Source organism: Duganella paludis, from assembly GCF_054461335.1.
On sequence record NZ_CM136922.1, the window covers coordinates 4,932,706 to 4,956,622 of the forward strand.

The following is a 23,917-nucleotide window of genomic DNA, read 5'->3' on the forward strand; positions in this document are numbered from 1 at the left end:
TGACGCTTAGTATGTGCGCAGTGACTACACCCGTTCGCCAACGAACACCTATACGATATTCCAGGAGCTTTATGAAACCATGTCTTTCCGTCCCGACCTTGGGGCTCGATTTGCCGCACCGTCGTACCGTGATCGCCGCCGCGCTGCTGGGCGCCCTGGTGGCGCCGGCCTTTGCCGCTTCCTCGGTCGTCATCAGCCAGGTGTACGGCGGCGGCGGCAACGGCGGCTCCAAATACAAGAACGATTTCATCGAGCTGTTCAATCGCGGCGCCACCGCCGTCGACCTGAGCGGCTGGAGCGTGCAATACGCCAGCGCCAGCGGCAACACCTGGCAGGTGACCAACCTGGGCAACGTGTCCCTGCAGCCTGGCCAGTACTATCTGGTGCAGGAAGCGGCCGGCAGCGGCGGCACCGACGCCTTGCCGACGTCGGATGCGTCGGGCAGCATCGCGATGAGCGCCACCGCTGGCAAGGTGGCGTTGTCGAACAGCACCGCAGCGCTGGCCGGCACCTCGCCGACCGGCGGCGCGGTGATCGACTTGGTCGGCTTCGGCGGCGCCAACTTCGCCGAGGGCACGGCCACGGCCGTGCTGAGCAACACCAACGGCGCGCTGCGCAACAACGGCGGCTGCGTCGACACCGACAACAACAGCGCCGACTTCGGCATCACCACGCCGACCCCGCGCAACCGCTCCAGCGCGCTCAACAGCTGCGGCGTGCAGGCGCCGCCGATCGTCGCCACCTGCCCGGAAAACCTGGCCCTGGCCTACGGCGTGAACGGCACTGCCGACCTCAGCGCCACCGACGGCGACGGCATCGTCAACAGCGCCGTGATCACGTCGACTGCCGTGCCGGGCATCAGCCTGGTCAACTTCCTGGCCGCGTCCGGCACCGGCGGCGTCGCCACGGCCAGCCTGAGCATCGCGGCCAGCGTGCAGGCCGGCGCCTATCCGGTCACCATCAAGTTCGGCAACGACCAGTCGCAGGAAGCCAGCTGCAAGATCAGCATCAGCATTGCCGCGCCGGCCACCGTCACCCACACGATTCCGCAAATCCAGGGCGAGGGCGACGCCAGCACGCTGGTCAACACCATCCAGACCACCGAGGGCGTGGTGACCTCCAAGGTCGGCTCCGGCTTCTTCATCCAGGATGAGCAGGGCGACGGCAATCCGCTGACCTCGGACGGCATCTTCGTCTTCACCACCGCCGCCAACATCGGCACGGTGCAGGTGGGCGACAAGGTGCGCATCACCGCCACCGTGGCCGAATACACGCCGGCCGCCGCCACCCGCTCGTACACCGAGCTGACCACGGTGACCGCCATCACCAAGCTGGCCGGCGGCGTCGCCATCACGCCGACCAATATCGCGCTGCCGCACGCCAACCTGGGCCAGGTGGAAGGCATGCTGGTGCGCTTCGCCGACGCCCTGACCGTGTCGCAGCTGGAATTCCTCGGCTCGCGCGGCGAGATCACGCTGTCCTCGGGCCGCCTGGAGCTGGCCTCGAACCGCTACCGTCCCGGCACGCCGGAAGCGATTGCGCAAGCCGCCGCCAACCTGCGCAACCAGATCATCCTGGACGACGGCATCTTTGTCGCGCCCGCCACCATTCCTTACCTGACCGAAGACGGCGCGCTGCGCGCCGGCGACTCCGTCTCCGGCCTGACCGGCGTGGTCGACTTCGGCGCCAAGGGTGGCGGCGGCGCCGGCTTCAAGCTGCAGCCGACCGCGGCACCGGTGTTCTCGCAGGACCACCCGCGCGCCGCGCCGCCGGCACTGGCGCCGGGCAATGTGAAAGTGGCCAGCGCCAACGTGCTGAACTACTTCACCACCTTCACCAACGGCAGCGATGTCGCCGGCCAGACCGGGCAGGGCTGCCTGCTGGGCGGTGTCTCGAACAAGTCGAACTGCCGTGGCGCCGACAATCTGAACGAGTTCAACCGCCAGAGCGCCAAGATCGTCGGCGAGCTGAAAGCCATCGACGCCGATGTCTACGGCCTGATGGAAATCCAGAACAACGGTGAATACGCGGTCTCGACCCTGGTCACCGCGCTGAACGAAGCGATCTCGCCGGGCACCGGCTTCCAGACCTACGCCGTGGTGCCGAAGCCGGCCGCCACCGGCACCGACGCCATCCGCGTGGCGATGATCTACAAGCCGTCCGTGCTGACCCTGGTGGGCAGCTCGATGTCCGACGCCGACAGCGTCAACAACCGTCCGCCGATGGCGCAGACCTTCCGCGCCGCCAACGGCGCCAAGTTCTCGCTGGTGGTCAACCACCTGAAATCCAAGGGGAGCTGCTCGACCACCGCGTTGCCGGTCAACGGCATCGCCGACACCGACACCGGCGACGGCCAGGGGTGCTGGAACGGTACCCGCGTGGCGCAGGCGCGTCGCCTGATCAATACCTTCGTGCCGCAAGTGGTGGCGGCGGCGGGCGACGCCAAGGTGCTGCTGGTGGGCGACTTCAACGCCTACGGCCAGGAAGATCCGATCGCGGCCATCAACGCCGCCGGCTACGTCAACCAGCTGGAGCGTTTCGTGCGCGCCGCCGGCGAGATGCCGTACTCCTTCGTCTTCAACGGCGAGGCCGGCTACCTGGACCATGCCCAGGCCAGTGCCGCGCTGAATCCGCAGGTGGTGGGCGCGGCCGAGTGGCACAACAACGCCGACGAACCGACCGTACTGGACTACAACACCGACGGCAAGCCGCAGGACAAGTACACCAGCGCACCGTACCGCGCCTCGGACCACGATCCGGTGGTGGTCAGCCTGAACCTGGTGGCGCCGTACACCGACGTCAGCGCCGGCGTCAAGACGGTCGGTTCGGGCCTGGTCCTGAACCGCGCGACCAATAAGTGGAACGGCACCCTCACCCTCACCAACACCAGCGGCCAGGCCATCAACGGCCCCTTGCAGGTGGTGCTGGACGGCCTGCCGGCCGGCGTGACCCTGGCCGGCGCCAATGGCGTGCGCAACGGTGCTCCGTACCTGACGCTGAACGCCAACCTGGCGGCCGGCGCCACGGCCACCGTCGCGGTCAGCTTCACCAGGACCGGCACCGCAGCCATCAACTACACCACCCAAATTTTCAGCGGCACTTTTTAATCAGTAAGGAATGAACAAGATGAACACTCTGATGACCCTGCGCCGCGGCGCGCTGGCGCTGGCCCTGAGCGCCCTGGCCGGCATGGCCTCCGCCGCCACCTACCATATCGAATTGAACACCGCGAGTTTCGTGTCGACCTACGGCAGCACCGGTTGGATCGACCTGCAGTTCAATCCGGGCAACAGCAACACGCCGGTGGCGGCCGTCACCCTGACCGACTTCATCGGCTTCGGCGACGCCGCCAGCGCCCAGATCAACGGCGCCGTCAGCGGCTCGCTGGCGAGCGGCTACACCATCGCCAACACCGATGCCAGCGGCTGGAACGACCTGTTCCATGCGGTGAATTTCGGTGGCACGGTCGGCTTCAACGTCACCTTCAGCGGCGACGCCGATCCAGGCCAGGGCGGCAACCAGTCGACCTTCGCGGTCGGCCTGATGAATGCCGACGCCGACACCTACCTGGGCACGACCGACATCTCCGGCTCGCTGCTGCAGCTGAACTGGACCGCCAGCCTGGTGGCCAACCAGGGCGCCGTGACAGCGGCGCCGTTGCTGGAAGCGCCAAGCATCCCGGCGGTGGCGGCGCCGGTGCCGGAAGCGGAAACCTGGGCCATGATGGCGGCCGGCCTGGCGCTGCTGGGTCTGGTTCGTCGTCGTAAGCAAGTGTCGTAAAACATTTAAAACGGCTGGTATTTATATCGCTGAATTTGCGATGGAAATCATATTAGTAATGCACCATTGCTTAATGCATAGTGATTCCTTTACAGGGGAACACTATGCCAGCCGCCCATATCCTCGTCGTCGAAAGCACGCCCGCCATCCAGGAACTGATTGCCCTTAACCTGGGCATGGCGGGCCACCGCATCAGCCGCGCCGCCGATGCCGAAAGCGCCATGCTGATGCTGGAGGACGGCCTGCCCGACATGGTGCTGCTGGACTGGAACCTGCCGGGCCAGTCGGGCCTGTCCCTGGTGCGCCGCCTGCGCGCCCAGGCGCGTACGCGCAGCCTGCCGATCATGATGGTGACCGCCCGCTGCGGCGAGCCGGACAAGATCATGGCGCTGGAAGCCGGCGCCGACGACTACATGACCAAACCGTTCAGCCCGCGCGAGATGGTGGCGCGCGTGCATTGCCTGCTGCGCCGCTGGTCGCAGCCCGGCGCGGCCGACGCGCCGGTGCAACTGGCCGGCCTGCGGCTTGATCCCTGCACCTTGCGGGTCACGGCCGGCGCGCGCGAACTGGCGCTGGGCCGGGTCGAATTCAAGCTGCTGAATTTCCTGATGAGCCACCCGGAGCGCGTGCACACCCGCGCCCAGCTGCTCGACCAGGTCTGGGGCAGCGCCGTCTACCTCGATGAACGCACGGTCGACACCCACGTCGGCCGCCTGCGCAGCGCGCTGCAGCCGAGCGGCTACCAGCGCCGCATCGAAACCGTGCGCGGCAGCGGCTACCGCTTTGTCGCGGCGCAGGCGTGAGGATGGAGCAGTTGGTCATCCTCAGCAATCGGGAGCAGGAGTACCTGCTGCACGCCATCGAAGCGGCGCTGCCGGTGCAGGACGCGCGCCAGTTTTTCCTGTGGAGCCAGGGACCGTTGCAAGCCTTGCTGCCGCACCAGGTGATGGTGTGCCTGCAGTTCGGCGCGCAGGATGAGTTGCAGCACGTCGAGTGCCTGCACAGCACGGTGCTGGACGCCGGGCTGCGCGCCCGCCTGGCCCACCGCGACGACGGCCTGGCGCTGCGGCTGGCGCGCTACTGCCGCCAGTCGCAGCGCCTGCCGGCCATGCTGGACGCCGGTCCCGGCGCCGACGCCCTCAAGGCCGGACAGGGACTGGCGCCGTTCCAGGGCGAGCTGCGCGAGCTGGGCCTGGAGAATGTGCTGATGCACGGCAGCGAACGCCTGCCGGGCGGCGCCACCTTCTTCGTGTTGTTCGGCCTGCCGCACCGTCCGCGTGCGCGCCACGGCTACTTCCTGGCGCTGCTGCTGCCCTATCTGCACATCGGCCTGCAACGGGTGAACCGCCAGCAGGCGCAGGCGCGGGCGGGCACGCTGGCGCGGCCGGTCAGCGCGCGCGAGGCGGAAATCCTGCACTGGGTGCGTGAAGGCAAGAGCAACGAAGAGATCGGCCAGATCCTCGGCATCAGTGGCCTGACGGTGAAAAACCACCTGCAGCGCCTGTACCGGTTGCTGGACGTGTCGAACCGGGCGCAGGCGATCGCGCGCGGCATGGCGCTGGACCTGTTCGACCGTCCGCCGCAGCCGCTGGCGCGCGCGGCATAAAAAAACGCCGCCCCTCGCGGTGCGGCGTTCGCGGTCGGCGCCGGCTTACTTGGCGCCGGCGTTCTTCACCGTGCGGTCCGCGCCCACCACCAGCGGCAGCGGGCTGTTGGTTTCCACCAGCAGGCTGGTGGTCGCGGCCACCGCGCCGCCCGTATCGATCAACTGCACGCCGCCGTAGTAGCGCTGGCCGCTGGCCAGGCCGGACCAGCTGGTGCTGACCGTTGCCGTGGAGCCCGCATACACCTGGCTGGGCGCGGCCGCGCGCAGGTTGCCGCCGGTGTCGCTGCGCGCCACCACCGCATACGACAGCTTGAAGCTGGTCGGCGCATGGCTCTTGGTGCTGTAGCCGATCACGCACACCTGGTAGGTGCCGGCCGGCAGCGCGGTGTCCAGCAGCGCTTCGTTCGAACCGCCGTGGCCGCTGTAGTCGATCAGCTCGCCGGACGGGTCCAGCAGCGCCAGGTCGAGATCGTCCAGGCTGCCGTTGGCGGCGTCGGCATTGAACAGCTCGAACGAGGCCAGCACGTTGTCGGCCGTGATGACGAACGGCATCCGCGTGATGCCGACATTGTTGGCGTTGCAGGCGGCGGCGACCTCGGCGCCGGTGTCGACCGGCAGCGTGGAGGTGCCGATGGTCTGGCTGGCGCTCTTGGCCACGGCCTTGAAGCCGCCGGTCCTGGTGGTCATGCGGCCGCTGAAGCCGGTACCGACGTTCAGCAGCGAACTGCCGGCGGCGCGCGTGCTGGCGATCAGGCGCGGCGCGGTGGCCGCCGTGCTGCTGCGCGCCGTCACCGGCACCCGCACGATGTGGCTGCCGTCGGACAGGGTCAGCGTGCCGTATTGCCACTCGTCATCCGGCGCGCCGTTGCGCGCCAGCTGTACCGTGACGTTGGCGCTGGCGCCCGGCGCCAGGCTGAGGCTGGTGGGCGAGACCGAGGCGGTGTAGCCGCTGAGGTCGATGCTGGCCTCGTAGGTGGCGGCGCTGGCGCCGACGTTGGTGACGGTGCGCGTCACGCTGGCCGAGCCCAGCACGTTGTTCAGCGTGATCGACGGCAGGTTCAGGTTCTGGCCCGGCATGGTGCCGAAGCTGCACTGCGTGCTGACGCCGGCGCCGCACAGGTACTTGCGGTAGTCGGCGGCGGCGATGTCGAACACCAGGCCCGGATCGATGGCGCCGCCCGGATTGGTGCTGACGCCGGCCGGCTGCAGCATGCTGCCGTTGGGGTTGATGTGGCCCGCGCCCTGGGCCCAGGGCAGGGCGCCGGCGGCCATGCCGGGCTGGGCGTCGGCGAAGGTCGGCGTGGCGCTGGTCATCAGCGCCGACTTGATCATCGCCGGCGACCAGGTCGGATGCGCCTGGCGCAGCAGGGCGCCGACGCCGGCCACGTGCGGCGAAGCCATCGAGGTGCCTTGCAGCAGCTTCCATTCCAGCGGCACCGGATTCAGGGTGCCGGTGTTCAGGCTGGCCTGCTGGGCCGGCGTCAGCTGCGGCGTGGCGCCGGCCAGGATGTCGACGCCGGGCGCGGCCAGGTCCGGTTTCAGCAGGTTGGCGTCATACGCATTCGGGCCGCGCGAGGAAAAGCCGGCGATCACCGGGCCGGTGCCCACCGCTTCGAAAAACGGCGACAGTGCGGCGGTGCCGCCGCCGGCCACGGCGTAGGCTTTGATCAGGGCGCCGTCGGCGGCGCTCACGTGCACGGTCGGCACCGAATGCAGCTCGGCCACCAGGCCGCCGCCGTTGTCGACCAGCACCATGCCGACGCCGCCGGCCTGCTTCACCGCCAGGCTCTTGTCGACGCGGTCGTTGGTGCCGCGCAGGCAGGTGACGATCTTGCCGGCGGCCAGGGCCGGATCGAGCGCCGGCGCGCCGCCGTTCCAGCTGGTGCTGTAGCACAGCGAGGCGGCGGCGGCGCTGGCGCCGCTCTTGCGCACGTCTTCCGAGCGGATGATGGGCGTGCCGGCCAGCAGCGCCGTGCCGTTCAGCGAGGCGCCGGTGTAGCCGGCGCCGTTGCCGAGGGTGACGGTGGCGCTGCGGAAGTGGTTGTGGGCCGCCGCCGCCACCGTGGTCAGCCACGGGCCGACGTGGTTGACCGCGCGCGCCGGGCCGTCGTTGCCGGCCGAGACCGCAACGAACACGCCGGCGCTGGCGGCGTTCATGAAGGCCATTTCGACGCTGTTGTTGGCGGTGGTGCCGCCGCTGATCGAATAGTTGAGCACGTGGACGCCGTCGCTGACCGCGGTTTCAATCGCGGCGATGCTGTCTTGTTCCCAGCAACTGTTCTTGCCGGGCGTGGTGCCGTCGACGTAGGTCCAGCACACCTTGTACGCGGCCACGTGGGCGCGCGGCGCCATGCCCGAGATCGAGCCCATGGCCATGCCGCCCAGCTGGGCCGCCACGCCGTGGTTGCCGGCGGCGGTGGACGCGGTGTGGGTGCCGTGGCTGCCCTGGCCGGCGGTGCCGCCGATCGAGTCGCGCGGCGAGATGAAATCGCTCCAGTGCAGGGTGTTGCCGCTGGCGTTGAAGCCGCTCTTGAAGTAGCGCGCACCGATCAGCTTGTTGTTGCAGTTGGCCACGGTGAAGCCCTGGCCGGTCTGGCAGCTGCCGTGCCAGCCGGCCGGCATGGAATAGTTCAAGGTGCCGTCGTTGGCGAAGGTCGGTCGGCCGGCGCCGTCGATGCGGTCGGCGAAGGCCGGATTTTCCGGCCACAGGCCGCTGTCGATGATGCCGACGATGATGCCCTCGCCGGCATGCTCCTTGCCGCCGGCCTGTTCCCACAAGCCGCCGGGGCCGTCCAGGCCGAGGAAGGTCGGGGTGTAGCTGGTGTCCAGGTGGCGCTCGGCATTGGCCTGGATCGAACTGACCGCGCTGCTGGCTTGCAGCGTGCGCACTTCGGCCGCGGTCAGGCGCGCCGAGAAACCGTTCAGCACCACCTTGTAGTCGTATTCGATCTGGGCCGCCGGCACCAGCGCCTTGACCGCGCTGGCCTTCTGGCCGAGGTAGCTGGCGTACAGCTGCACATTGGCGCTGCTCATGTCGATGCGGTTGCCGGCCGGCGGCTGGGTGGCGGCGATGCCGCTGATGCCGCCGCTGTAGGTGGTCACCGGCTTGTCGCTCAACTGCACCAGATAGGATAGGCGGGCCTCTTGGGCCTGGGCGGCGGACATGGCGCCGGAGAGCAGCATGGCGGCTGCCGGGATGGTACGGAGTTTCATGACAGGATTCCTTGTAGTCGTCGGGATCAGGCGCGGTTGCGGCGGCGTGCGGCATGGCCCATGAGCATCAGGCCGGCGCCCATCAGCAGCCAGGTGCGCGGCTCGGGCACGGCCGAGACGCTGACGATCAGGTTGTCCAGCGCGAACTGGCCCTGGTTGCTGTCGAAGGCGTGGCAGTCGCCGGCATCGTTGCAGGCCAGCGCGAACAGATACATCTCGGCGAATTCGGTGGTGGCGAAGGTGCCGGTGGTGAAGAAATGGTTGAACTCGTAACCGTCCAGCCCCGGCTTGGGCAGCGGGATGTTGGCCGTGATCAGGCTGCCGCCCAGGGTGATGGCCTGGATCTGCAGCAGGCCGACGGTGTCCGGATAGTTGTCGGCCACCGGGCCGAGGAAGCTGGCGTCGAGCGACTTGAGCTTGAAGGTGTTGTGCACCGACGGGTCGCTGGTGATGTACAGGTAGGCGTCGTTCAGCCCCGCCATGTAGTTGCTGGCGGCGGCCGGGCATTGCAGCGGCCCGCATTGCTCCGAGGCGTAGGTGCCGTCGACCACCATGCCGACCAGGTCGGCGCCGCTGGCGCCGACCACGTTGGAGTAGGCGCCCATGTAGAAGCCGTTGCCGAGATCGAAGGAGTCGGTATGCAGGACGATGCCCGGCGCCAAATTGTCGAAATCGAGATTGACATCCACCCAGCTCGACGCTCGCGCGGCGGGGCCGGCGGCAAGCATGGACAAACCTAGCATCATTGCAGGTAAAGCGCGTTTCATGAGTATTCCTTCTCAGCAAAAGTGGTGGGAAACAACATGCGGCTGGGTGTGGCTAGCAACAAAAAAGATTGTCACCAAGTATAGGCTTAATACCAATAAAGTGAGGATAATGACAATGCATTTAATTTGTTTATTCGCAGGGTCCATGCATATTTGTTTCGCGGCGAGAATGAAACCCGGAGATGGCAAGCTGAGCCGGTGTGTACGAAAAACGCGACAAAACGCAGGCCGCCAAGTCGCAAGGCATCGAGGAAGCGGCGCCGGCGTGGTCGGCGCATCGGGGGGCGCAAGAAAAGATTGTCTTAGATGCAAATGACGTGGTAGCCTCTGGCTTTGAATCGGCAGGTTTATCACGAGGAGTTGCAGGGATGGACGTGGCAAAGAATGGCGGCAAAACCGGCCTGCGCAAGGCGGCCGGCTTCACCTTGCTGGAACTGTTGGTGGTGATCGTCATCATCGGCCTGTTGGCCGCGTATGTGGGCCCCAAGTACTTTGCCCAGCTGGGCAAGTCGGAAGTGACCATCGCCAAGGCGCAGATCGAATCGTTTGAAAAAGCGCTCGACACCTTCCGCCTCGACGTCGGCCGCTATCCGAGCACCGAGGAAGGCCTGGGCGTGCTGGTCACCGCCGTGCCGAGCGTCGGCGCCAAGTGGAACGGCCCCTACCTGAAGAAGGGCGTGCCGCCCGATCCGTGGGGCCATCTGTACAAATACAAGGGCCCGGAAGCGGGCGCCGAGTTCATCATCACTTCGGAAGGCCGCGACGGCCAGCCCGGCGGCGCCGGCGAAGACGCCGACATCACTTCGCGTTAACCTTCACCGTCCCCTTTGCCCATGCAGTACGACGTGCGCACCTTGTCGGCCGAAATGGTCATCTCCCATCTGGTGATCGATGGCCGCGATGAGGCGGACGCGCGCCGCCAGGTGGAGGCGCGCGGGCTGTTCGTCAGTTCCATCGCGCCGGTGCGCGGCGGCCTGGTGCGGCGCGGCGGCAAGCGCGGCGCGCTGTCGCTGGTGCTGTTCAGCCAGGAGCTGCTGGCGCTGCTGACGGCTGGCCTGGGCATCGTCGAAGGACTGGAGGCGCTGCTGGAAAAGGAAAGCAGCCCGGCCACGCGCGGCGTGCTGGAGCGCCTGCTCAACGGCCTGCGCGAAGGCCAGCGCTTTTCCGCCGTCCTGGCCGACCAGCCGGACTTGTTTCCGCCGCTGTACGTCGGCATCGTCAAGGCGGCCGAGGGCACCTCCGATCTGCCACGCTCGCTGGCGCGCTTCATCGACTACCAGCAGCGCATCGACCTGGTGCGCGCCAAGCTGGTGTCGGCGGCGATTTATCCCTGCATCCTGCTGCTGGTGGGCGGCGGCGTCAGCCTGTTCCTGATCGGCTACGTGGTGCCGCGCTTTGCCGAGGTGTATCAGGGCGCCGGCCGCAACCTGCCCTGGCTGTCGCAGCAGATGCTGAACTGGGGCCAGTTCGCCAGCGCCCACACCACGCTGCTGTTGCTCGGTATCGCCACCGTACTGGGCGCGCTGGTGCTGGGCGTGCGTCGCGTGCTGGCCAACGGCGGCATGGCGCGCCTGCTCGGCAAGCTGCCCGGCATCGGCGAGCGGGTGCGCATCTACGAGCTGTCGCGCCTGTACCTGACGCTCGGCATGCTGAGCGAGGGCGGCATCACCATCGTGCACGCCATCGAGACCGTGCAGGGCATGGTGTCGCCGTCCATGCGGACCAATTTGCAGAGCGCCCGCGCGGCGATCGAGTCCGGCCTGCCGCTGTCGACCGCCTTCGAGGCGGCACAACTGACCACGCCGATTTCGCTGCGCATGCTGCGCGTGGGCGAGCGCACCGGCGACATGGGGCCGATGCTGACCCAGTCGGCGGCGTTCTACGACGGCGAAATCAGCCGCTGGATCGAGCGTTTCACCCGCACTTTTGAACCGCTGCTGATGGCCGCCATCGGCCTGGTGGTCGGCGCCATCGTGGTGCTGTTGTATATGCCGATCTTTGATTTGGCCGGAGACATGTCATGACCGCGATCGACGCGACCTTGCTGGCGCGCGCCCGGCATTTGCGCCAGCAATCGAAACGCACCCTGGTGGAGGAGCTGGAAGCGCTGACCGGCACCGAAGCACGCCTGCTGGTGCGTGCGCTGGCGCAGCCTTTCGAGATGACCGTTCTTGAGACGGTCGACATGCTGGCCTGCGAGCCGGCCTGGGACCTGCTGCCGCTGTCGCAAGCCATGGCGCGCCATTGCGTGCTGCTGCGCGGGGTTGACGGCAGGGTGGTCGGCGTGATCGCCGATCCCTTCGATCTGGACCTGCGCACCTGGCTCGGTACGCAGGCGCGCGCCACCGCCGCCGCGCCGCTGGCCACCCGGCTGGCGCTGCAGGCCGACATCCAGGCCTACCTGTCCAAGCAGGAGGAATCGGCGCGCGCCACCGACTCGCTGCTGCCCGGCGCCAGCGAAGGACGGCGCGACGGCAAGACGGCGGCGGTGCTGTCGTTCGCTTCGGTGTCCGAAGGCGCCAGCCAGGCCGTGCGCCTGGTGAATTCGACCTTGTACGACGCGCTCAAGGCCGGCGCTTCCGACATTCACCTGGAAAGCACGGCCGGCGGCCTGGCGGTCAAGTACCGCGTGGACGGCGTGCTCGATCACGCCACCTCGGTCAACGGCGTGGACGTGGCCGAGCAGATCATCTCGCGCCTGAAGGTGCTGGCGGAGCTGGACATCGCCGAGCGCCGCGTGCCGCAGGACGGCAGCTTCCGCGTGGAGGCCAATGCGCGCGAGATCGACCTGCGCGTCTCCATCATGCCAAGCATCCACGGCGAGGACGCGGTGATCCGTATCCTCGACAAGCGCGCCATGATCGAAGCCTACGGCTCGCTGACGCTGGAAGCGCTGGGCTTCGACGCGCCCTCGCTGTCGACGCTGCGCACGCTGGCGCAGGAAGCCTACGGCATGCTGCTGGTGACCGGGCCTACCGGCTCCGGCAAGACCACCACGCTGTATGCGGCGCTGACCGAGATCCACAACGGCCGCGAAAAGATCATCACGATTGAAGATCCGGTGGAGTACCAACTGCCGGGCATCCTGCAGATTCCGGTCAACGAGAAGAAGGGCCTGACGTTTGCGAAAGGCTTGCGCTCCATCCTGCGCCACGACCCGGACAAGATCATGGTGGGCGAGATCCGCGACCGCGAGACGGCGGAAATCGCCGTGCAGTCGGCGCTGACCGGCCACCTGGTGCTGACCACCGTGCACGCGAATAATGTGTTCGACGTGTTTGGCCGCTTCACGCACATGGGCATCGATCCGTATGCTTTCGTGTCGGCGCTGAACGGCATCTGGGCGCAGCGCCTGATCCGCACCAACTGCCCGCACTGCGCCACCGAGTACACGCCGGACGACCACGAGCTGGCCAGCGTCGGCATGACCCGCGCCGAAGCCTACGACTACCGCTTCATGCAGGGCAAGGGCTGCGGCGATTGCCGCGGCACCGGCTACAAGGGCCGCCGCTCGATCGCCGAGATCCTGACCTTGAACGACGAGATCCGCGAGCTGATCGTCGACAAGCGCCCGATCCGCCAGATCAAGCAGGCGGCGTATGAGAACGGCACGCGCAGCCTGCGCCAGGCGGCGCTGGAACTGGTCAAGCGCGGCGGCACCACGCTGACCGAGATTAAACGGGTGACCTTGCATGCGTAGAGCAATCGGACAATTCCTGCGCATCGATGTCTCGCCGCATGCGGTGAGCGTGCAGCGCGCGAGCAACTGGAACCGCTGGAGCCGATCGGGAAGTCCCGTGGTGCTGGCGTCGCAGGCCATCGCGCCATCCGCCGAGCACCCGATCGACGCCATCGCCAACGCCTTGCGCGCGCTCTTGGGTGAGCTGGAGGTGGGCGGCTGGCCGGTGAGCTTTGCGCTGGCCGACGAATTGACGCGCACCTGGCGCGTCACGCCGCCTGCAGGCGCTGCGCGCATGGCCGACCTGGAAGCGGCGGCCGCGCTGCGCTTCCAATCGCTGTACGGCGAATCGCCGGCCGTGTGGCAGGTCTCGGCCGACTGGGATGCGGTGCGGCCGTTCTTCGCCGCCGCCGTGCCGCGCGCCTTGCTGGCCGCGCTGCAGCTGGTGGCGCAGGACTGCAAGCTAAGCATCGTCGCCATCGAGCCGCGCTTCATCGGCGCGTGGAACCGCAGCCGTCGCAGCTTCAAGCCCGGCGCCTGGTTCGGCCATGTGCACGATAACTTGCTGACCCTGGGCGCCGCCGAGGCGGACGGCAAAAGCCTGCGCGCCATCCGTCCGCTGCCGCTGCCGCGCGATGCCGACCACCAGTGGCTGACGCAGACGCTGCAACGCGAAGCGCTGCTGCTGGATATGGAAGTGCCGGTGCTGCTGCAGGTGGACGGTGACGCGCCGGCCGCATGGAGCGCGCCGCCGGCCAACGCCGCGCACATTCCGTGCAGCGTGCTGGCGGGGAGTGCGCGATGAGGGCGATCCACATCGATTTCGCGCCGCGCAGCCTGCGCCGCACCTTGTTCCACATCCATCCCGGCGTGCTGGCGCTGGCCGGCGCCGGCTTGCTGCTGTGCGTCGGCGCGGCCTTCGGCGGCTGGAAACTGGTCGAGCAGAAGCGCGAACGCCAGCAGCAGCTGCAGCATTTGCAGCAGCGCGTGGCCGCGCTCTCGGTGCGGCCGGCGGAAGTGGCGCGCGTCGCCATTCCCGAGGCGCAGGCGGCCTTCGTCAACGGAGCCGTGATGCAACTGAACCTGCCGTGGCGCGAGCTGCAGGACGCCGTGCTGGCCGCCACGCCGCGCGGCGTGGCGCTGATCGCGCTGGAGCCCGATCCGCGCAAGCGCAGCCTGAAGATCACCGCCGAAACCAGGACCAGCGACGAGATGGTGGATTACGTGGCGGCGCTGAAGGAACAGGAAAGCTTCAGCGGCGTGATCCTGACCCGCCATGAAATCAACGATGCCGACCCGAACCGGCCCTTGCGCTTCCAGCTGGAGGCGACATGGATGGCGCGATGAGTCATATGAACAACGTCAACCTGTCCGCGCTGCTGCTGCGCGCGCGCCTGGCCGTGCTGCGCATCGGTGTGCCGGCCTGCGTGGCGATCGTGCTGTGCGCGGCCGGTGTGGCCGCGTGGGCCTGGCTGCTGCCGCAGCGCGCCGCCCAGGCGGAGCTGATGGCGCGGCCTTTGCCGGCGCCGTCCACGCTGGTGGCGCCGCCGCCACCGCCGTCGGCCAACCAGAACCTGGCCGCCTTCTACGACACGCTCGGTGAAAAGCGCTACGCCGAGCAGCAGGTGAAGGTGCTATTCGACCTGGCCGCCAAATCCAGCCTGACGCTGAACCAGGGCGAGTACAAGGCCAATTACGACAAGGCCAGCCGCGTCAGCACCTACCAGATCATCCTGCCGGTGAAGGGCTCGTACCAATCGATCTGGCAGTTCGCCATGCAGGGCTTGCGCGACATGCCGTATGCCTCGCTGGACGAAGTGGGCTTCCGCCGCGACACCATCGCCGAACCCACGGTGGAGGCCCGCCTGCGCTTTACCCTGTACTTGAAGGACGCCGAGCCATGAAGCCCTATCAGATTGCGATGGCGCTGGCGCTGGCCGGCGCGGCGGGGCTGGTGCTGTTCGGCGATAACTCGCCATCGAGCGACATCGCCGAACCGGTCGCGCGCAAGACCACGACACCATCGGCCCCGGCCAGGGCTGAAAAAGAAACCAGCCAAGCCGACGTCGCCATCCTGCCGCTGATTCCGCGCGCACAACTGGTGGGCGAGTCCGGCGAGGCTTCCTTCGCCTCGGGCGAGGGTGTATTCATGGGCCAGAACTGGAATCCGCCGCCACCGCCTCCGCCGCCGGCATCGAACGCGCCGCCACCGCCGCCGATGGCGCCGCCCATGCCGTTCACCTACATCGGCAAGGCGCTGGCCGACGGCGCCTGGGAAGTGTTCCTGGCGCGCGGCGACAAGACTTATTCGGTGCGTGCGCAGAGCGTCATCGACGGAACCTACCGGGTGGAGAAGATCGCGCCGCCGCAGATGTCCCTGACCTATTTGCCTTTGAATCAGCAACAACAGATGAATATTGGAGCTCTTGAGTGATGGCTAGCCCTTTGAAGAAAATCGGCGTGTGCGCCGTGCTGGCGATCTTGCTGAGCGGCTGCGCTGCGCAAATGGCCTACCGTGACGGCAATGAGCTGATCGCGAAAAACCAGGTCGAAGCGGGCCTGGCCAAGTACCAGGAAGCGGTGCAGGCCGACCCGTACAACGCGAAATACCGTAGTGCCTACCTGGCGGCGCGCGACCGCGCCACGCAACGCCTGCTGGACACTGCGGAACGCGACCAGGCCGAAGGCCGCAGCGCGCAGGCGGAGCAGGGCTATGGTCGCGTGCTGGTCCTGGACCCGAAGAACGAGCGCGCCAATGCAGGCTTGCGCGCGATGGACCGCGACGCCCGTCAGGCCAAGCTGATGGAAGCGGCGACCCAGCATGTCAATAAAAACGAGTACGAACTGGCGAAGCAGAAGCTCAACGCCATCCTGACCGAATCGCCGACCAACGACAAGGCGCGCGCGATGCTGCGCGAAGTGGTGGAGAAGAGCGCGCCGCAGGCGGTGGAATCGGGCCTGTCCAAGTCCTACAAGCAGCCGATCACCATCGAGTTCCGCGACGCCCCGCTGAAGCAGGTGTTTGAAGTGATTTCGCGCCGCTCCGGCCTGAACTTCGTGTTCGACAAGGACGTGAAGACCGACCAGAAAACCACGGTGCTGCTGAAGAACAGCACCGTCGAATCGGCGATCTACTTCCTGCTGCTGACCAATCAGCTGGAACAGCAGGTCATGGACGCCAACACCATCCTGATTTACCCGAACGTGGCGGCCAAGCTGAAGGAATACCAGGAGATGACGGTCAAGACCTTCTTCCTGGCCAACGCCGAGGCCAAGCTGGTGGCCAATACGCTCAAGACCATCCTCAAGTCGCGCGACGTGGTGGTGGACGAAAAGCTCAATCTGATCATCGTGCGCGACACGCCGGAAGCGATCCGCCTGGCCGATCGCCTGATCACGCTGCAGGACGCGCCGGAAGCGGAAGTGATGCTGGAAGTGGAGATCCTGGAAGTGAAGCGTTCGCGCCTGATGGACCTGGGCGTGGTGTGGCCGACCTCCGTGGGCTTCGCGCCGCTGTCCACCTCGGGCGGCACCGGCATCACGATCCGCGACCTGAATAACCTGAACCAGCGCACCATCGGCGTCACCGGCGTGCAGTTGACGGTCAACGCCAACAAAAACGATGCGGACTCCAACCTGCTGGCCAATCCGCGCATCCGCGTGCGCAACAAGGAGAAGGCCAAGATCGTCATCGGCGACAAGCTGCCGGTGATCACCTCCACCGTATCGTCCGGCGTGGGCGGCTTCGCCAGCGACTCCGTCACCTACGTGGACGTGGGCCTGACCCTGAACGCCGAGCCGACCATTTACCTGAACAACGAGGTGGCGATCCGCATGCAGCTGGAGGTCAGCAACCTGGTCAACACCATCACCACCAAGAACGGCACCACCGCCTACCAGTTGGGCACGCGCCAGGCGTCGACCATGCTGCAGCTGAAGGATGGCGAGAACCAGGTGCTGGCCGGCTTGATCAACAACGAAGAGCGTAACTCGTCCAACAAGGTGCCGGGCTTCAGCGAACTGCCGATCATCAGCCGCCTGTTCGGCAGCCAGCGCGACGACAATCAGAAGACCGAGATCGTGCTGTCGATCACGCCGCACCTGATCCGCAACGTGCAGCGTCCGGAAGCGTCGGCTTCGGAATTCTCGGCCGGCACGGAGGCCAGCTTCCGCCGCCGTCCCGACCTGACGCCGCGCGCCACCGTGCCGCTGCCGGGCGCCGCCCGCCCGGCGCCTGGCGCCGAGTCGGGAGCCGTGCCGCCTGCCGCAACTGCCACGCCGGCTGCATCTTCGCCCGTGCAGGCCACCTCGTTGTCGCAATCGCAGCCGGCGCCGCTGCCGCCTTCGCAGGGCGCGCAGCCGCAGGCGGTGCAGCCGCAGGCGGTGCAGCCGCCGGCCGCCGAGCCGTCGCCGCCGGTGCAGCAATAAGCTGGACATGACGATGCGCGCGCGTGGCTTCACCCTGATCGAGCTGCTGGTCACGCTGACCATCCTCGGCCTGCTCAGCGCCATGGTGATTCCGACCGCGCAGGTGGTGGTGCAGCGCCGCCAGGAGCAGGACTTGCGCGAGTCGCTGCGCGAGATCCGCCACGCGCTGGACGCCTACAAGCAGGCCTACGACCAGGGCCGCATCACCAAGTCGCTGGCGGCCACCGGCTATCCGAAAACGCTGGAGCTGCTGGTGGAGGGCGTGCCGGACCTGCAAAATCCGAAGCACACCAAGATATTCTTCCTGCGCCGCATTCCGCGCGATCCGTTCAACGCCGACGCCACCCTGAGCGACGGCCAGACCTGGGGCAAGCGCAGCTACGCCAGCGAGGCCGACCAGCCGAAAGAGGGCGAGGACGTCTACGATGTCTACAGCCTGAGTGAAAAGGCCGGTCTCAACGGCGTCCCCTACAGGAAGTGGTAACCATGAAGCGCAAAGGATTCACGCTGATCGAATTGCTGGTGGTGCTCGGCATCGTCGCCCTGATGCTGACGCTGGCCGTGCCACGCTATTTCCCCAGCATCGACAAGTCCAAGGAAGTGGTACTGGCCGACAACCTGCGCAACGTGCGCCAGGTGCTGGACCAATACTATGGCGATACCGGCCGCTATCCGGATTCGCTGGAGCAGTTGGTGGAAAAACACTATCTGCGCGCGCTGCCCTACGACCCCATCGCCGAGAGCGATGCCAGCTGGATCCTGGTGCCGCCGGAAGACAGCACCAAGGGCAACGTGTACAACCTGCGCAGCGGCGCCGCCGGCAACGATCGCAGCGGCAAGCCTTACGCCGACTGGTGATATGGTTGAAGCACCAACATTGCGCAGAATGCCGCGCCGCATTAACCATGTGCGGGGATTTACCTATTTAAGCTTGATTATCGTGGTGGCGATCATCGCTTTGGTGGCTGCTTCGGCCCTGAAACTGGGTTCAGTGTTGCAGCGCAGCATGGCGGAGCAGGAGTTGTTGAGTATCGGCGCGGCGTTCAGTGACGCGCTGAAGAGTTACGCCGACGCCACGCCGCAAGGGCAGGCTACGCAGCCGCCCTCGCTGAAGGAGTTGCTCAAGGATCCGCGCTTCCCGGGCACGCGCCGTCATTTGCGCAAGATTTTTGTCGATCCGATGACCGGCAACGCGGAATGGGGTATCACTTACCTGGGCAATAAAACCGGCGTGCTGGCGGTGTATAGCCTGTCGGACGCCAAGCCGGTAAAAATAGGCAACTTCCCTGCGCGATTTAGCGGTTTCGAGGGGAAGAATCGAATTTCCGAATGGAAATTTACGATGGCCGCAGCCTCGTCCGCAGCGTCTCTTACACCAGAGAAGCCGGCACCAACTACCATTGATGTATCCGTTCCACCACAGAATTCAGCCGGTCAGCAACAAATTTTGCCCGTATCGCCCGCGGTGCCTGTCATCGACCCAGCGACGCCGGAAAAAATCGCGCCCGTCCCAGAGGAAGAGCCCGTTTCTCCTGCTACGCCACCAAGCGAGGCGCCGCGGGAAGCACCCGAACAGCGCGTTAATCTATGACTGCGAATCAACTGTTGTTGGGAAAACTACCGAAATCATGATCAAAATGTTGCGGTGCAGATAGGGTTTTTCTGCATTGCGGAAGAAGTTGTCTAAATACAATTTAAAATAGAAAATTTGCAATCGTAATTAATGTTTTTATGTTATTGTTCAGTTCAGCAGCACTCCTATAAACCCCAAAGTGGTTTGCGCAAGCACAGCCACCATTCGTTTGATTAAGGATAATCTTATGAAATTGAAATCTTTCGTTGCTGGCGCCGTCATGGTCGCTGCCTCTTTCAGCGCCTTTGCTGCTGGTACCACCAAGGACCTGGGCGTTCTGGATTCGAGCGGCTTCGACACCACGTCGCTGCCGTCGGCCAAATATGGCACCACGCTGAATCCAGTCGTAGCTTTCTACGACACCTGGACCTTCACCATCGACGTGCCATCGGCAACCTCGTTCGGCGCCCAGCAAACCTTCGCTGCACCAGCCGGCGCGATCACCGGCTTCGGTGGCGAACTGGTTGGCTACGGCACCTTCGATCCAGCGTCGGTAAAAGACGACCAGCAGACCCTGGGTTGGTCCGGCACCCTGGCCGCCGGCGAGTACACCGTGCACATCTGGGGCACCACCGCCCTGAAAAACACCCAGTACACCGCTACCGTGTCGGCGCTGCCAGTTCCAGAACCAACCACCTACGGCATGATGCTGGGTGGCCTGGCTCTGGTTGGTGCGATTGCCCGCCGCAAAAAAGCAGCTTAATTCTGCTGAACTTTAAAAACCCGCCTCGGCGGGTTTTTTTTCGTCCTCGATTACTTGGTTCAGCGCGCGATGCGCTTGAAGTCGCGCAGGCGGAAGCCCATCGCCAGCAGGGCGCCGAAGTAGACCGCCGCGCACGCCCCGATCAACAGCAGCAGGGCGCCGGCGCGCAGCACGGCGTGGTGCTGCAAGCCCATCCAGTCGATCTGATGGGCGCCGAACCAGGCCGCCGCGCCCATCAGCGCGCAGCCTATCACCAGTTTGACGCAGAATAGCGTCCAGCCCGGCTTGGGACGGTGGATATTGCGCTTGCGCAGGCCGGCGTACAGGAAGCCAGCGTTCAGGCAGGCGCCCAGGCCGATCGACAGCGCCAGTCCCGACACCTGCAGATAGGGCACGAACAGCAGGTTCATCAGCTGGGTGGCGATCAGCACGCCGATCGCTATGCGCACCGGCGTGCGGATGTCCTGCTGCGCGTAGAAGGCCGGCGCCAGCGTCTTGACCAGAATGATGCCGAGCAGGCCGGCGCAATAGGCCACCAGCGGCCGCGCCGACTGCGCCGCCGCCTCGTCGGTGAAGGCGCCGTAGTGGAATAGGGTGGTGATCAGCGGTTCGGCCAGCACCGCCATGCCCACCGCCGCCGGCAACGCCAGCAGGAAGGTCAGGCGCAGGCCCCAGTCCAGCAGGTCGGAATATTCCTGCGGGTCGTCGTCGGCCTTGGCCTTGGATAGGCTGGGCAGCAGGATGGTGCCCAGCGCCACGCCCAGCAGGGCGGTGGGGAATTCCATCAGGCGGTCGGCATAGGACAGCCAGGAGATGCTGCCCTCCGCCAGCCGCGAGGCGATGCTGGTGTTGATCATCAGGCTGATCTGCGCGGCCGAGACGGCAAACACGGCCGGCCCCATCTTCTTGAGCACGCGGCGCACGCCGGGATCGCCCATGCCCGCCAACGGGTTCCACGACAGCGACGGCAGCATACCGATCCGGATCAGGGCCGGCACCTGGATCGCCACCTGCAGCACGCCGCCCACGAACACGGCAATGGCCATGGCGTAGATCGGCTGCGCCAGGTGCTGCTGTAGGAACAGCGAGGCCAGGATCGAGGAGATATTGAGCAACACCGGCGTGAAGGCCGGGATCTTGAACTCGCGCCAGGTGTTGAGTACGCCGCCGGCCATGGCCACGAAGGCCATGAAGGTAATATAAGGGAACATCACGCGCGTCATCCAGACCGCCGCGTCGAACTCTTCCAGGCCGCTGGCGATCAGGTAGATGAACAGCGGCGAGGCTATAATGCCGGCGATGGTGACGATCAGCGTGGCCCACACCAGGGTGTTGGCCACATGGTCGACCAGCTTCTTGCTGGCCTCGGGCCCTTGCTTGTTCTTGTATTCGGCCAGGATGGGCACGAACGCTTGCGAGAAGGCTCCCTCGGCGAACAGGCGGCGCAGCAGGTTGGGAATGCGGAAGGCGACGATGTAGGCATCGGTCATGCCGCCGGCGCCAAAGGCGCGGGCGATCAGGGTTTCACGCAGGAGTCCGGTGATCCGGGACAGCATTGTCATGCTGGAGATGGCTGTTAGTGTCTTTAGCAAGTTCATGGGACGTGATTATAGTTGCTCCTGCAGGTAAACATCGCTATAATCACAGGCTGTACAAAATTCTGTTGCGCAGACATTAATGTTTGGCAGGCAGTAGTTTGACTCACATGGTTCGCTCTTATGGCAACCTAGGACGCACCTGTTTGCCAAACATTAACGTTTGCAAACGCATCATTTACCTGTTTAGGAAATTTCATGGCAAATACCGCACAAGCGCGTAAACGCGCTCGTCAAGCAGTTAAGCAAAACGCTCACAACTCGGCTCAGCGTTCGACCCTGCGTACCGCTATCAAGGCTGTACGTAAGGCGATCCAGGCTGGCGACAAAGCAGCTGCGACGACCATCTTCCAAACCTCGGTGTCGAAAATCGACAGCATCGCCGATAAGAAGATCATCCACAAAAACAAGGCAGCTCGCCACAAGAGCCGTCTGGCAGCTGCCCTGAAGGCACTGGCCGCTTAATTTCCCTCACGGGAAAGCAAAGCAAAAAGCCGCACTGGTATTGCCAGTGCGGCTTTTTTCGTCTGTGGCCGCCGTATTTACAGATCCTTGGGCGAGACTTCCATCCATTCGCCCGGCATCAGCGGATGCGTGGCCAGCGAAATGCCGCCGATGGCGCTGCGCACCAGGCGCAGCGTCGGCAGGCCCACTGCCGCCGTCATGCGCCGCACCTGGCGGTTCTTGCCTTCCGTTAGCGTGATGGCCAGCCAGCTGGTGGGCTGTTCGGCGCGCTGGCGGATCGGCGGGTTGCGCGGCCACAGCCACTCGGGCGCGGCGATCTGCACGGCCTTGCACGGCTTGGTGATGAAATCGCCGAGGTCGAGCGGCGCCTGCAGCCGCGCCATGGCCGCCGCGTCCGGCACGCCGTCCACCTGCACCAGGTAGGTCTTGCCGGCCTTGTGGTCGGGATGGGCGATGGCGTGCTGCAGCTTGCCGTCGTCGGTCAGCAGCATCAGGCCTTCGCTGTCATAGTCCAGGCGGCCGGCAGGGTAGATGTTCGGAATCTTCAAATGGTCGGCCAGGGTGGCCTTGTCGTCCTGCGCCGAGAACTGGCACAGCACTTGAAATGGTTTGTTGAATAGAATCAGGGACATTATGGAAAACGCAAATTGGTGTAGGCTTGAAAGTCATGGCGCCTCACTACATACTCATGCATAATGTGAAACACGCGTCTTATATCTTATAGAAGACTAGCAATTCCCCTTCGGAGAACCACGATGTATCAACATATCAAAGTACCGGCGGACGGCCAGAAAATTACCGTCAATACGGATTTTTCCCTGAATGTACCAGATAATCCCATCATTCCCTATATCCAGGGCGATGGGACCGGCCGCGACATCACGCCGGTGATGCTGAAGGTGGTCGATGCCGCCGTGGCCAAGTGCTACAACGGCCAGCGCCGCATCCAGTGGATGGAAATCTTCGCCGGCGAGAAGGCCACCCAGGTGTACGGCCCGGACGTGTGGCTGCCCGAGGAAACGCTGGACGCGGTCAAGAATTACGTGGTCTCGATCAAGGGGCCGCTGACCACCCCGGTCGGCGGCGGCATCCGTTCGCTCAACGTGGCGCTGCGCCAGCAGCTGGACCTGTATGTCTGCCTGCGCCCGGTGCGCTACTTCACCGGCGTGCCGTCGCCGCTGAAGGAGCCGGAAAAAACCAATATGGTGATCTTCCGCGAAAACTCGGAAGACATCTACGCCGGCATCGAGTTCGCGCAGGGTTCGGACGGCGCCAAGCGCCTGATCGACTTCCTGGTCAAGGAAATGGGCGTCAACAAGATCCGCTTCCCTGACACCTCGGGCCTGGGGATCAAGCCGGTCTCGGTCGAGGGCACCGAGCGCCTGATGCGCAAGGCGATCCAGTACGCCATCGACAACGACAAGCCGTCGGTGACCATTGTCCATAAGGGCAATATCATGAAGTACACCGAAGGCGGCTTCCGCGACTGGGCCTACGCGCTGGCGCAAAAGGAATTCGGCGCCGAGCTGATCGACGGCGGCCCGTGGTGCAAGTTCAAGAATCCGAAGACCGGGCGCGACATCACCATCAAGGATTCGATCGCCGACGCCTTCCTGCAGCAGATCCTGCTGCGTCCGGCGGAGTACAGCGTGATCGCCACCCTCAACCTGAATGGCGACTACGTCTCGGACGCGCTGGCGGCCCAGGTGGGCGGCATCGGCATCGCGCCGGGCGCCAACCTGTCGGACTCGGTGGCCATGTTCGAAGCCACCCACGGCACGGCGCCGAAATACGCCGGCAAGGACTACGTCAATCCGGGCTCGATGATCCTGTCGGCCGAGATGATGCTGCGCCACATGGGCTGGACCGAAGCGGCCGACCTGATCATCAAATCGATGGAACGCGCCATCGGCTCCAAGCAGGTCACCTACGACTTCGCGCGCCTGATGGAGAACGCCATCCAGGTCTCCTGCTCGGGCTTTGGCGAGGTGATGATCGAACAAATGTAGGCCACGGCGAACGTCGGACTTCTACAACACTTTGTGGAG

General features: G+C 65.6%; 22 protein-coding genes. 18 read left to right on the forward strand and 4 right to left on the reverse strand.

Annotation, left to right across the window (positions count from 1 at the left end; genetic code table 11):
• Nucleotides 1-71: 71 nt before the first annotated feature.
• From ACXZ1M_RS21760 to epsA, 4 genes are all read left to right on the forward strand, one after another.
• Nucleotides 72-3,107: an ExeM/NucH family extracellular endonuclease gene (locus ACXZ1M_RS21760; RefSeq protein ID WP_459049711.1), complete on the forward strand. Its 3,036-nt coding sequence runs from the start codon at nt 72-74 to the stop codon at nt 3,105-3,107.
• Nucleotides 3,108-3,126: 19 nt separating this feature from the next.
• A complete protein-coding gene (locus ACXZ1M_RS21765; protein WP_459049712.1) occupies nt 3,127-3,780 on the forward strand; it encodes an NF038129 family PEP-CTERM protein in 654 nt (217 codons plus the stop codon).
• A gap of 104 nt (nt 3,781-3,884) precedes the next feature.
• Nucleotides 3,885-4,583 (forward strand): winged helix-turn-helix domain-containing protein, encoded by a 699-nt coding sequence (locus ACXZ1M_RS21770; protein WP_459049713.1) that lies wholly within the window; start codon nt 3,885-3,887, stop codon nt 4,581-4,583.
• 2 nt (nt 4,584-4,585) lie between these two features.
• Nucleotides 4,586-5,386 (forward strand): XrtB/PEP-CTERM-associated transcriptional regulator EpsA, encoded by an 801-nt coding sequence (gene epsA / locus ACXZ1M_RS21775; RefSeq protein WP_459049714.1) that lies wholly within the window; start codon nt 4,586-4,588, stop codon nt 5,384-5,386.
• A 45-nt stretch (nt 5,387-5,431) separates the two neighbouring features.
• Here the strand turns inward: epsA and ACXZ1M_RS21780 are convergent, their stop codons facing one another.
• Both ACXZ1M_RS21780 and ACXZ1M_RS21785 read right to left on the reverse strand, forming a co-directional pair.
• Complete coding sequence (locus ACXZ1M_RS21780; protein WP_459049715.1) at nt 5,432-8,599, reverse strand: S8 family peptidase; 3,168 nt, start codon at nt 8,597-8,599, stop codon at nt 5,432-5,434.
• Nucleotides 8,600-8,625: 26 nt separating this feature from the next.
• Nucleotides 8,626-9,366 (reverse strand): NF038120 family PEP-CTERM protein, encoded by a 741-nt coding sequence (locus tag ACXZ1M_RS21785; protein ID WP_459049716.1) that lies wholly within the window; start codon nt 9,364-9,366, stop codon nt 8,626-8,628.
• Nucleotides 9,367-9,734: 368 nt separating this feature from the next.
• On the opposite strand from ACXZ1M_RS21785, the gene gspG reads away from it, so the two are divergent.
• From gspG to ACXZ1M_RS21845, 12 genes are all read left to right on the forward strand, one after another.
• Complete coding sequence (gene gspG, locus ACXZ1M_RS21790) at nt 9,735-10,178, forward strand: type II secretion system major pseudopilin GspG (protein WP_459049717.1); 444 nt, start codon at nt 9,735-9,737, stop codon at nt 10,176-10,178.
• A gap of 21 nt (nt 10,179-10,199) precedes the next feature.
• A complete protein-coding gene (locus tag ACXZ1M_RS21795) occupies nt 10,200-11,390 on the forward strand; it encodes a type II secretion system F family protein (RefSeq protein WP_459049718.1) in 1,191 nt (396 codons plus the stop codon).
• A complete protein-coding gene (locus tag ACXZ1M_RS21800) occupies nt 11,387-13,066 on the forward strand; it encodes a GspE/PulE family protein (RefSeq protein ID WP_459049719.1) in 1,680 nt (559 codons plus the stop codon). Before ACXZ1M_RS21795 ends, ACXZ1M_RS21800 begins: the two co-directional genes overlap by 4 nt.
• Nucleotides 13,059-13,850 (forward strand): hypothetical protein, encoded by a 792-nt coding sequence (locus ACXZ1M_RS21805; protein ID WP_459049720.1) that lies wholly within the window; start codon nt 13,059-13,061, stop codon nt 13,848-13,850. Before ACXZ1M_RS21800 ends, ACXZ1M_RS21805 begins: the two co-directional genes overlap by 8 nt.
• Nucleotides 13,847-14,392, forward strand: a complete 546-nt coding sequence (locus ACXZ1M_RS21810) for a hypothetical protein (protein WP_459049721.1) — start codon at nt 13,847-13,849, stop codon at nt 14,390-14,392. The genes ACXZ1M_RS21805 and ACXZ1M_RS21810 overlap by 4 nt, the downstream gene beginning before the upstream one ends.
• Nucleotides 14,389-14,949, forward strand: coding sequence for a hypothetical protein (locus ACXZ1M_RS21815; RefSeq protein WP_459049722.1), 561 nt, complete (start codon nt 14,389-14,391; stop codon nt 14,947-14,949). Before ACXZ1M_RS21810 ends, ACXZ1M_RS21815 begins: the two co-directional genes overlap by 4 nt.
• Nucleotides 14,946-15,479 (forward strand): hypothetical protein, encoded by a 534-nt coding sequence (locus tag ACXZ1M_RS21820; protein WP_459049723.1) that lies wholly within the window; start codon nt 14,946-14,948, stop codon nt 15,477-15,479. The genes ACXZ1M_RS21815 and ACXZ1M_RS21820 overlap by 4 nt, the downstream gene beginning before the upstream one ends.
• Nucleotides 15,479-17,473 carry a secretin N-terminal domain-containing protein gene (locus ACXZ1M_RS21825; protein ID WP_459049724.1) on the forward strand — a complete coding sequence of 665 codons (1,995 nt, stop codon included), beginning with the start codon at nt 15,479-15,481 and terminating at the stop codon, nt 17,471-17,473. The genes ACXZ1M_RS21820 and ACXZ1M_RS21825 overlap by 1 nt, the downstream gene beginning before the upstream one ends.
• A gap of 7 nt (nt 17,474-17,480) precedes the next feature.
• Complete coding sequence (locus tag ACXZ1M_RS21830) at nt 17,481-17,957, forward strand: type II secretion system protein (RefSeq protein ID WP_459049725.1); 477 nt, start codon at nt 17,481-17,483, stop codon at nt 17,955-17,957.
• A gap of 2 nt (nt 17,958-17,959) precedes the next feature.
• Nucleotides 17,960-18,331, forward strand: a complete 372-nt coding sequence (locus ACXZ1M_RS21835; RefSeq protein WP_459049726.1) for a type II secretion system protein — start codon at nt 17,960-17,962, stop codon at nt 18,329-18,331.
• A gap of 1 nt (nt 18,332) precedes the next feature.
• The gene (locus tag ACXZ1M_RS21840) at nt 18,333-19,064 is read left to right on the forward strand and encodes a type II secretion system protein (protein WP_459049727.1); all 732 of its coding nucleotides are present in this window, start codon (nt 18,333-18,335) and stop codon (nt 19,062-19,064) included.
• Nucleotides 19,065-19,293: 229 nt separating this feature from the next.
• Nucleotides 19,294-19,809, forward strand: coding sequence for an FxDxF family PEP-CTERM protein (locus ACXZ1M_RS21845; RefSeq protein WP_459049728.1), 516 nt, complete (start codon nt 19,294-19,296; stop codon nt 19,807-19,809).
• Between the two features lie 59 nt (nt 19,810-19,868).
• On the opposite strand, the gene murJ is transcribed toward ACXZ1M_RS21845, so the two are convergent.
• Nucleotides 19,869-21,407 carry a murein biosynthesis integral membrane protein MurJ gene (gene murJ / locus ACXZ1M_RS21850; RefSeq protein WP_459049729.1) on the reverse strand — a complete coding sequence of 513 codons (1,539 nt, stop codon included), beginning with the start codon at nt 21,405-21,407 and terminating at the stop codon, nt 19,869-19,871.
• A 195-nt stretch (nt 21,408-21,602) separates the two neighbouring features.
• Here murJ and rpsT point away from each other — a divergent pair, with 195 nt between their 5' ends.
• Nucleotides 21,603-21,869: a 30S ribosomal protein S20 gene (gene rpsT, locus ACXZ1M_RS21855; protein ID WP_131422548.1), complete on the forward strand. Its 267-nt coding sequence runs from the start codon at nt 21,603-21,605 to the stop codon at nt 21,867-21,869.
• Nucleotides 21,870-21,946: 77 nt separating this feature from the next.
• On the opposite strand, the gene ACXZ1M_RS21860 is transcribed toward rpsT, so the two are convergent.
• A complete protein-coding gene (locus ACXZ1M_RS21860) occupies nt 21,947-22,501 on the reverse strand; it encodes a pseudouridine synthase (protein ID WP_459049730.1) in 555 nt (184 codons plus the stop codon).
• A 123-nt stretch (nt 22,502-22,624) separates the two neighbouring features.
• Between ACXZ1M_RS21860 and icd the strand changes: the two genes are divergently transcribed.
• Nucleotides 22,625-23,878, forward strand: a complete 1,254-nt coding sequence (gene icd / locus ACXZ1M_RS21865) for an NADP-dependent isocitrate dehydrogenase (protein ID WP_459049731.1) — start codon at nt 22,625-22,627, stop codon at nt 23,876-23,878.
• Nucleotides 23,879-23,917: the final 39 nt, after the last annotated feature.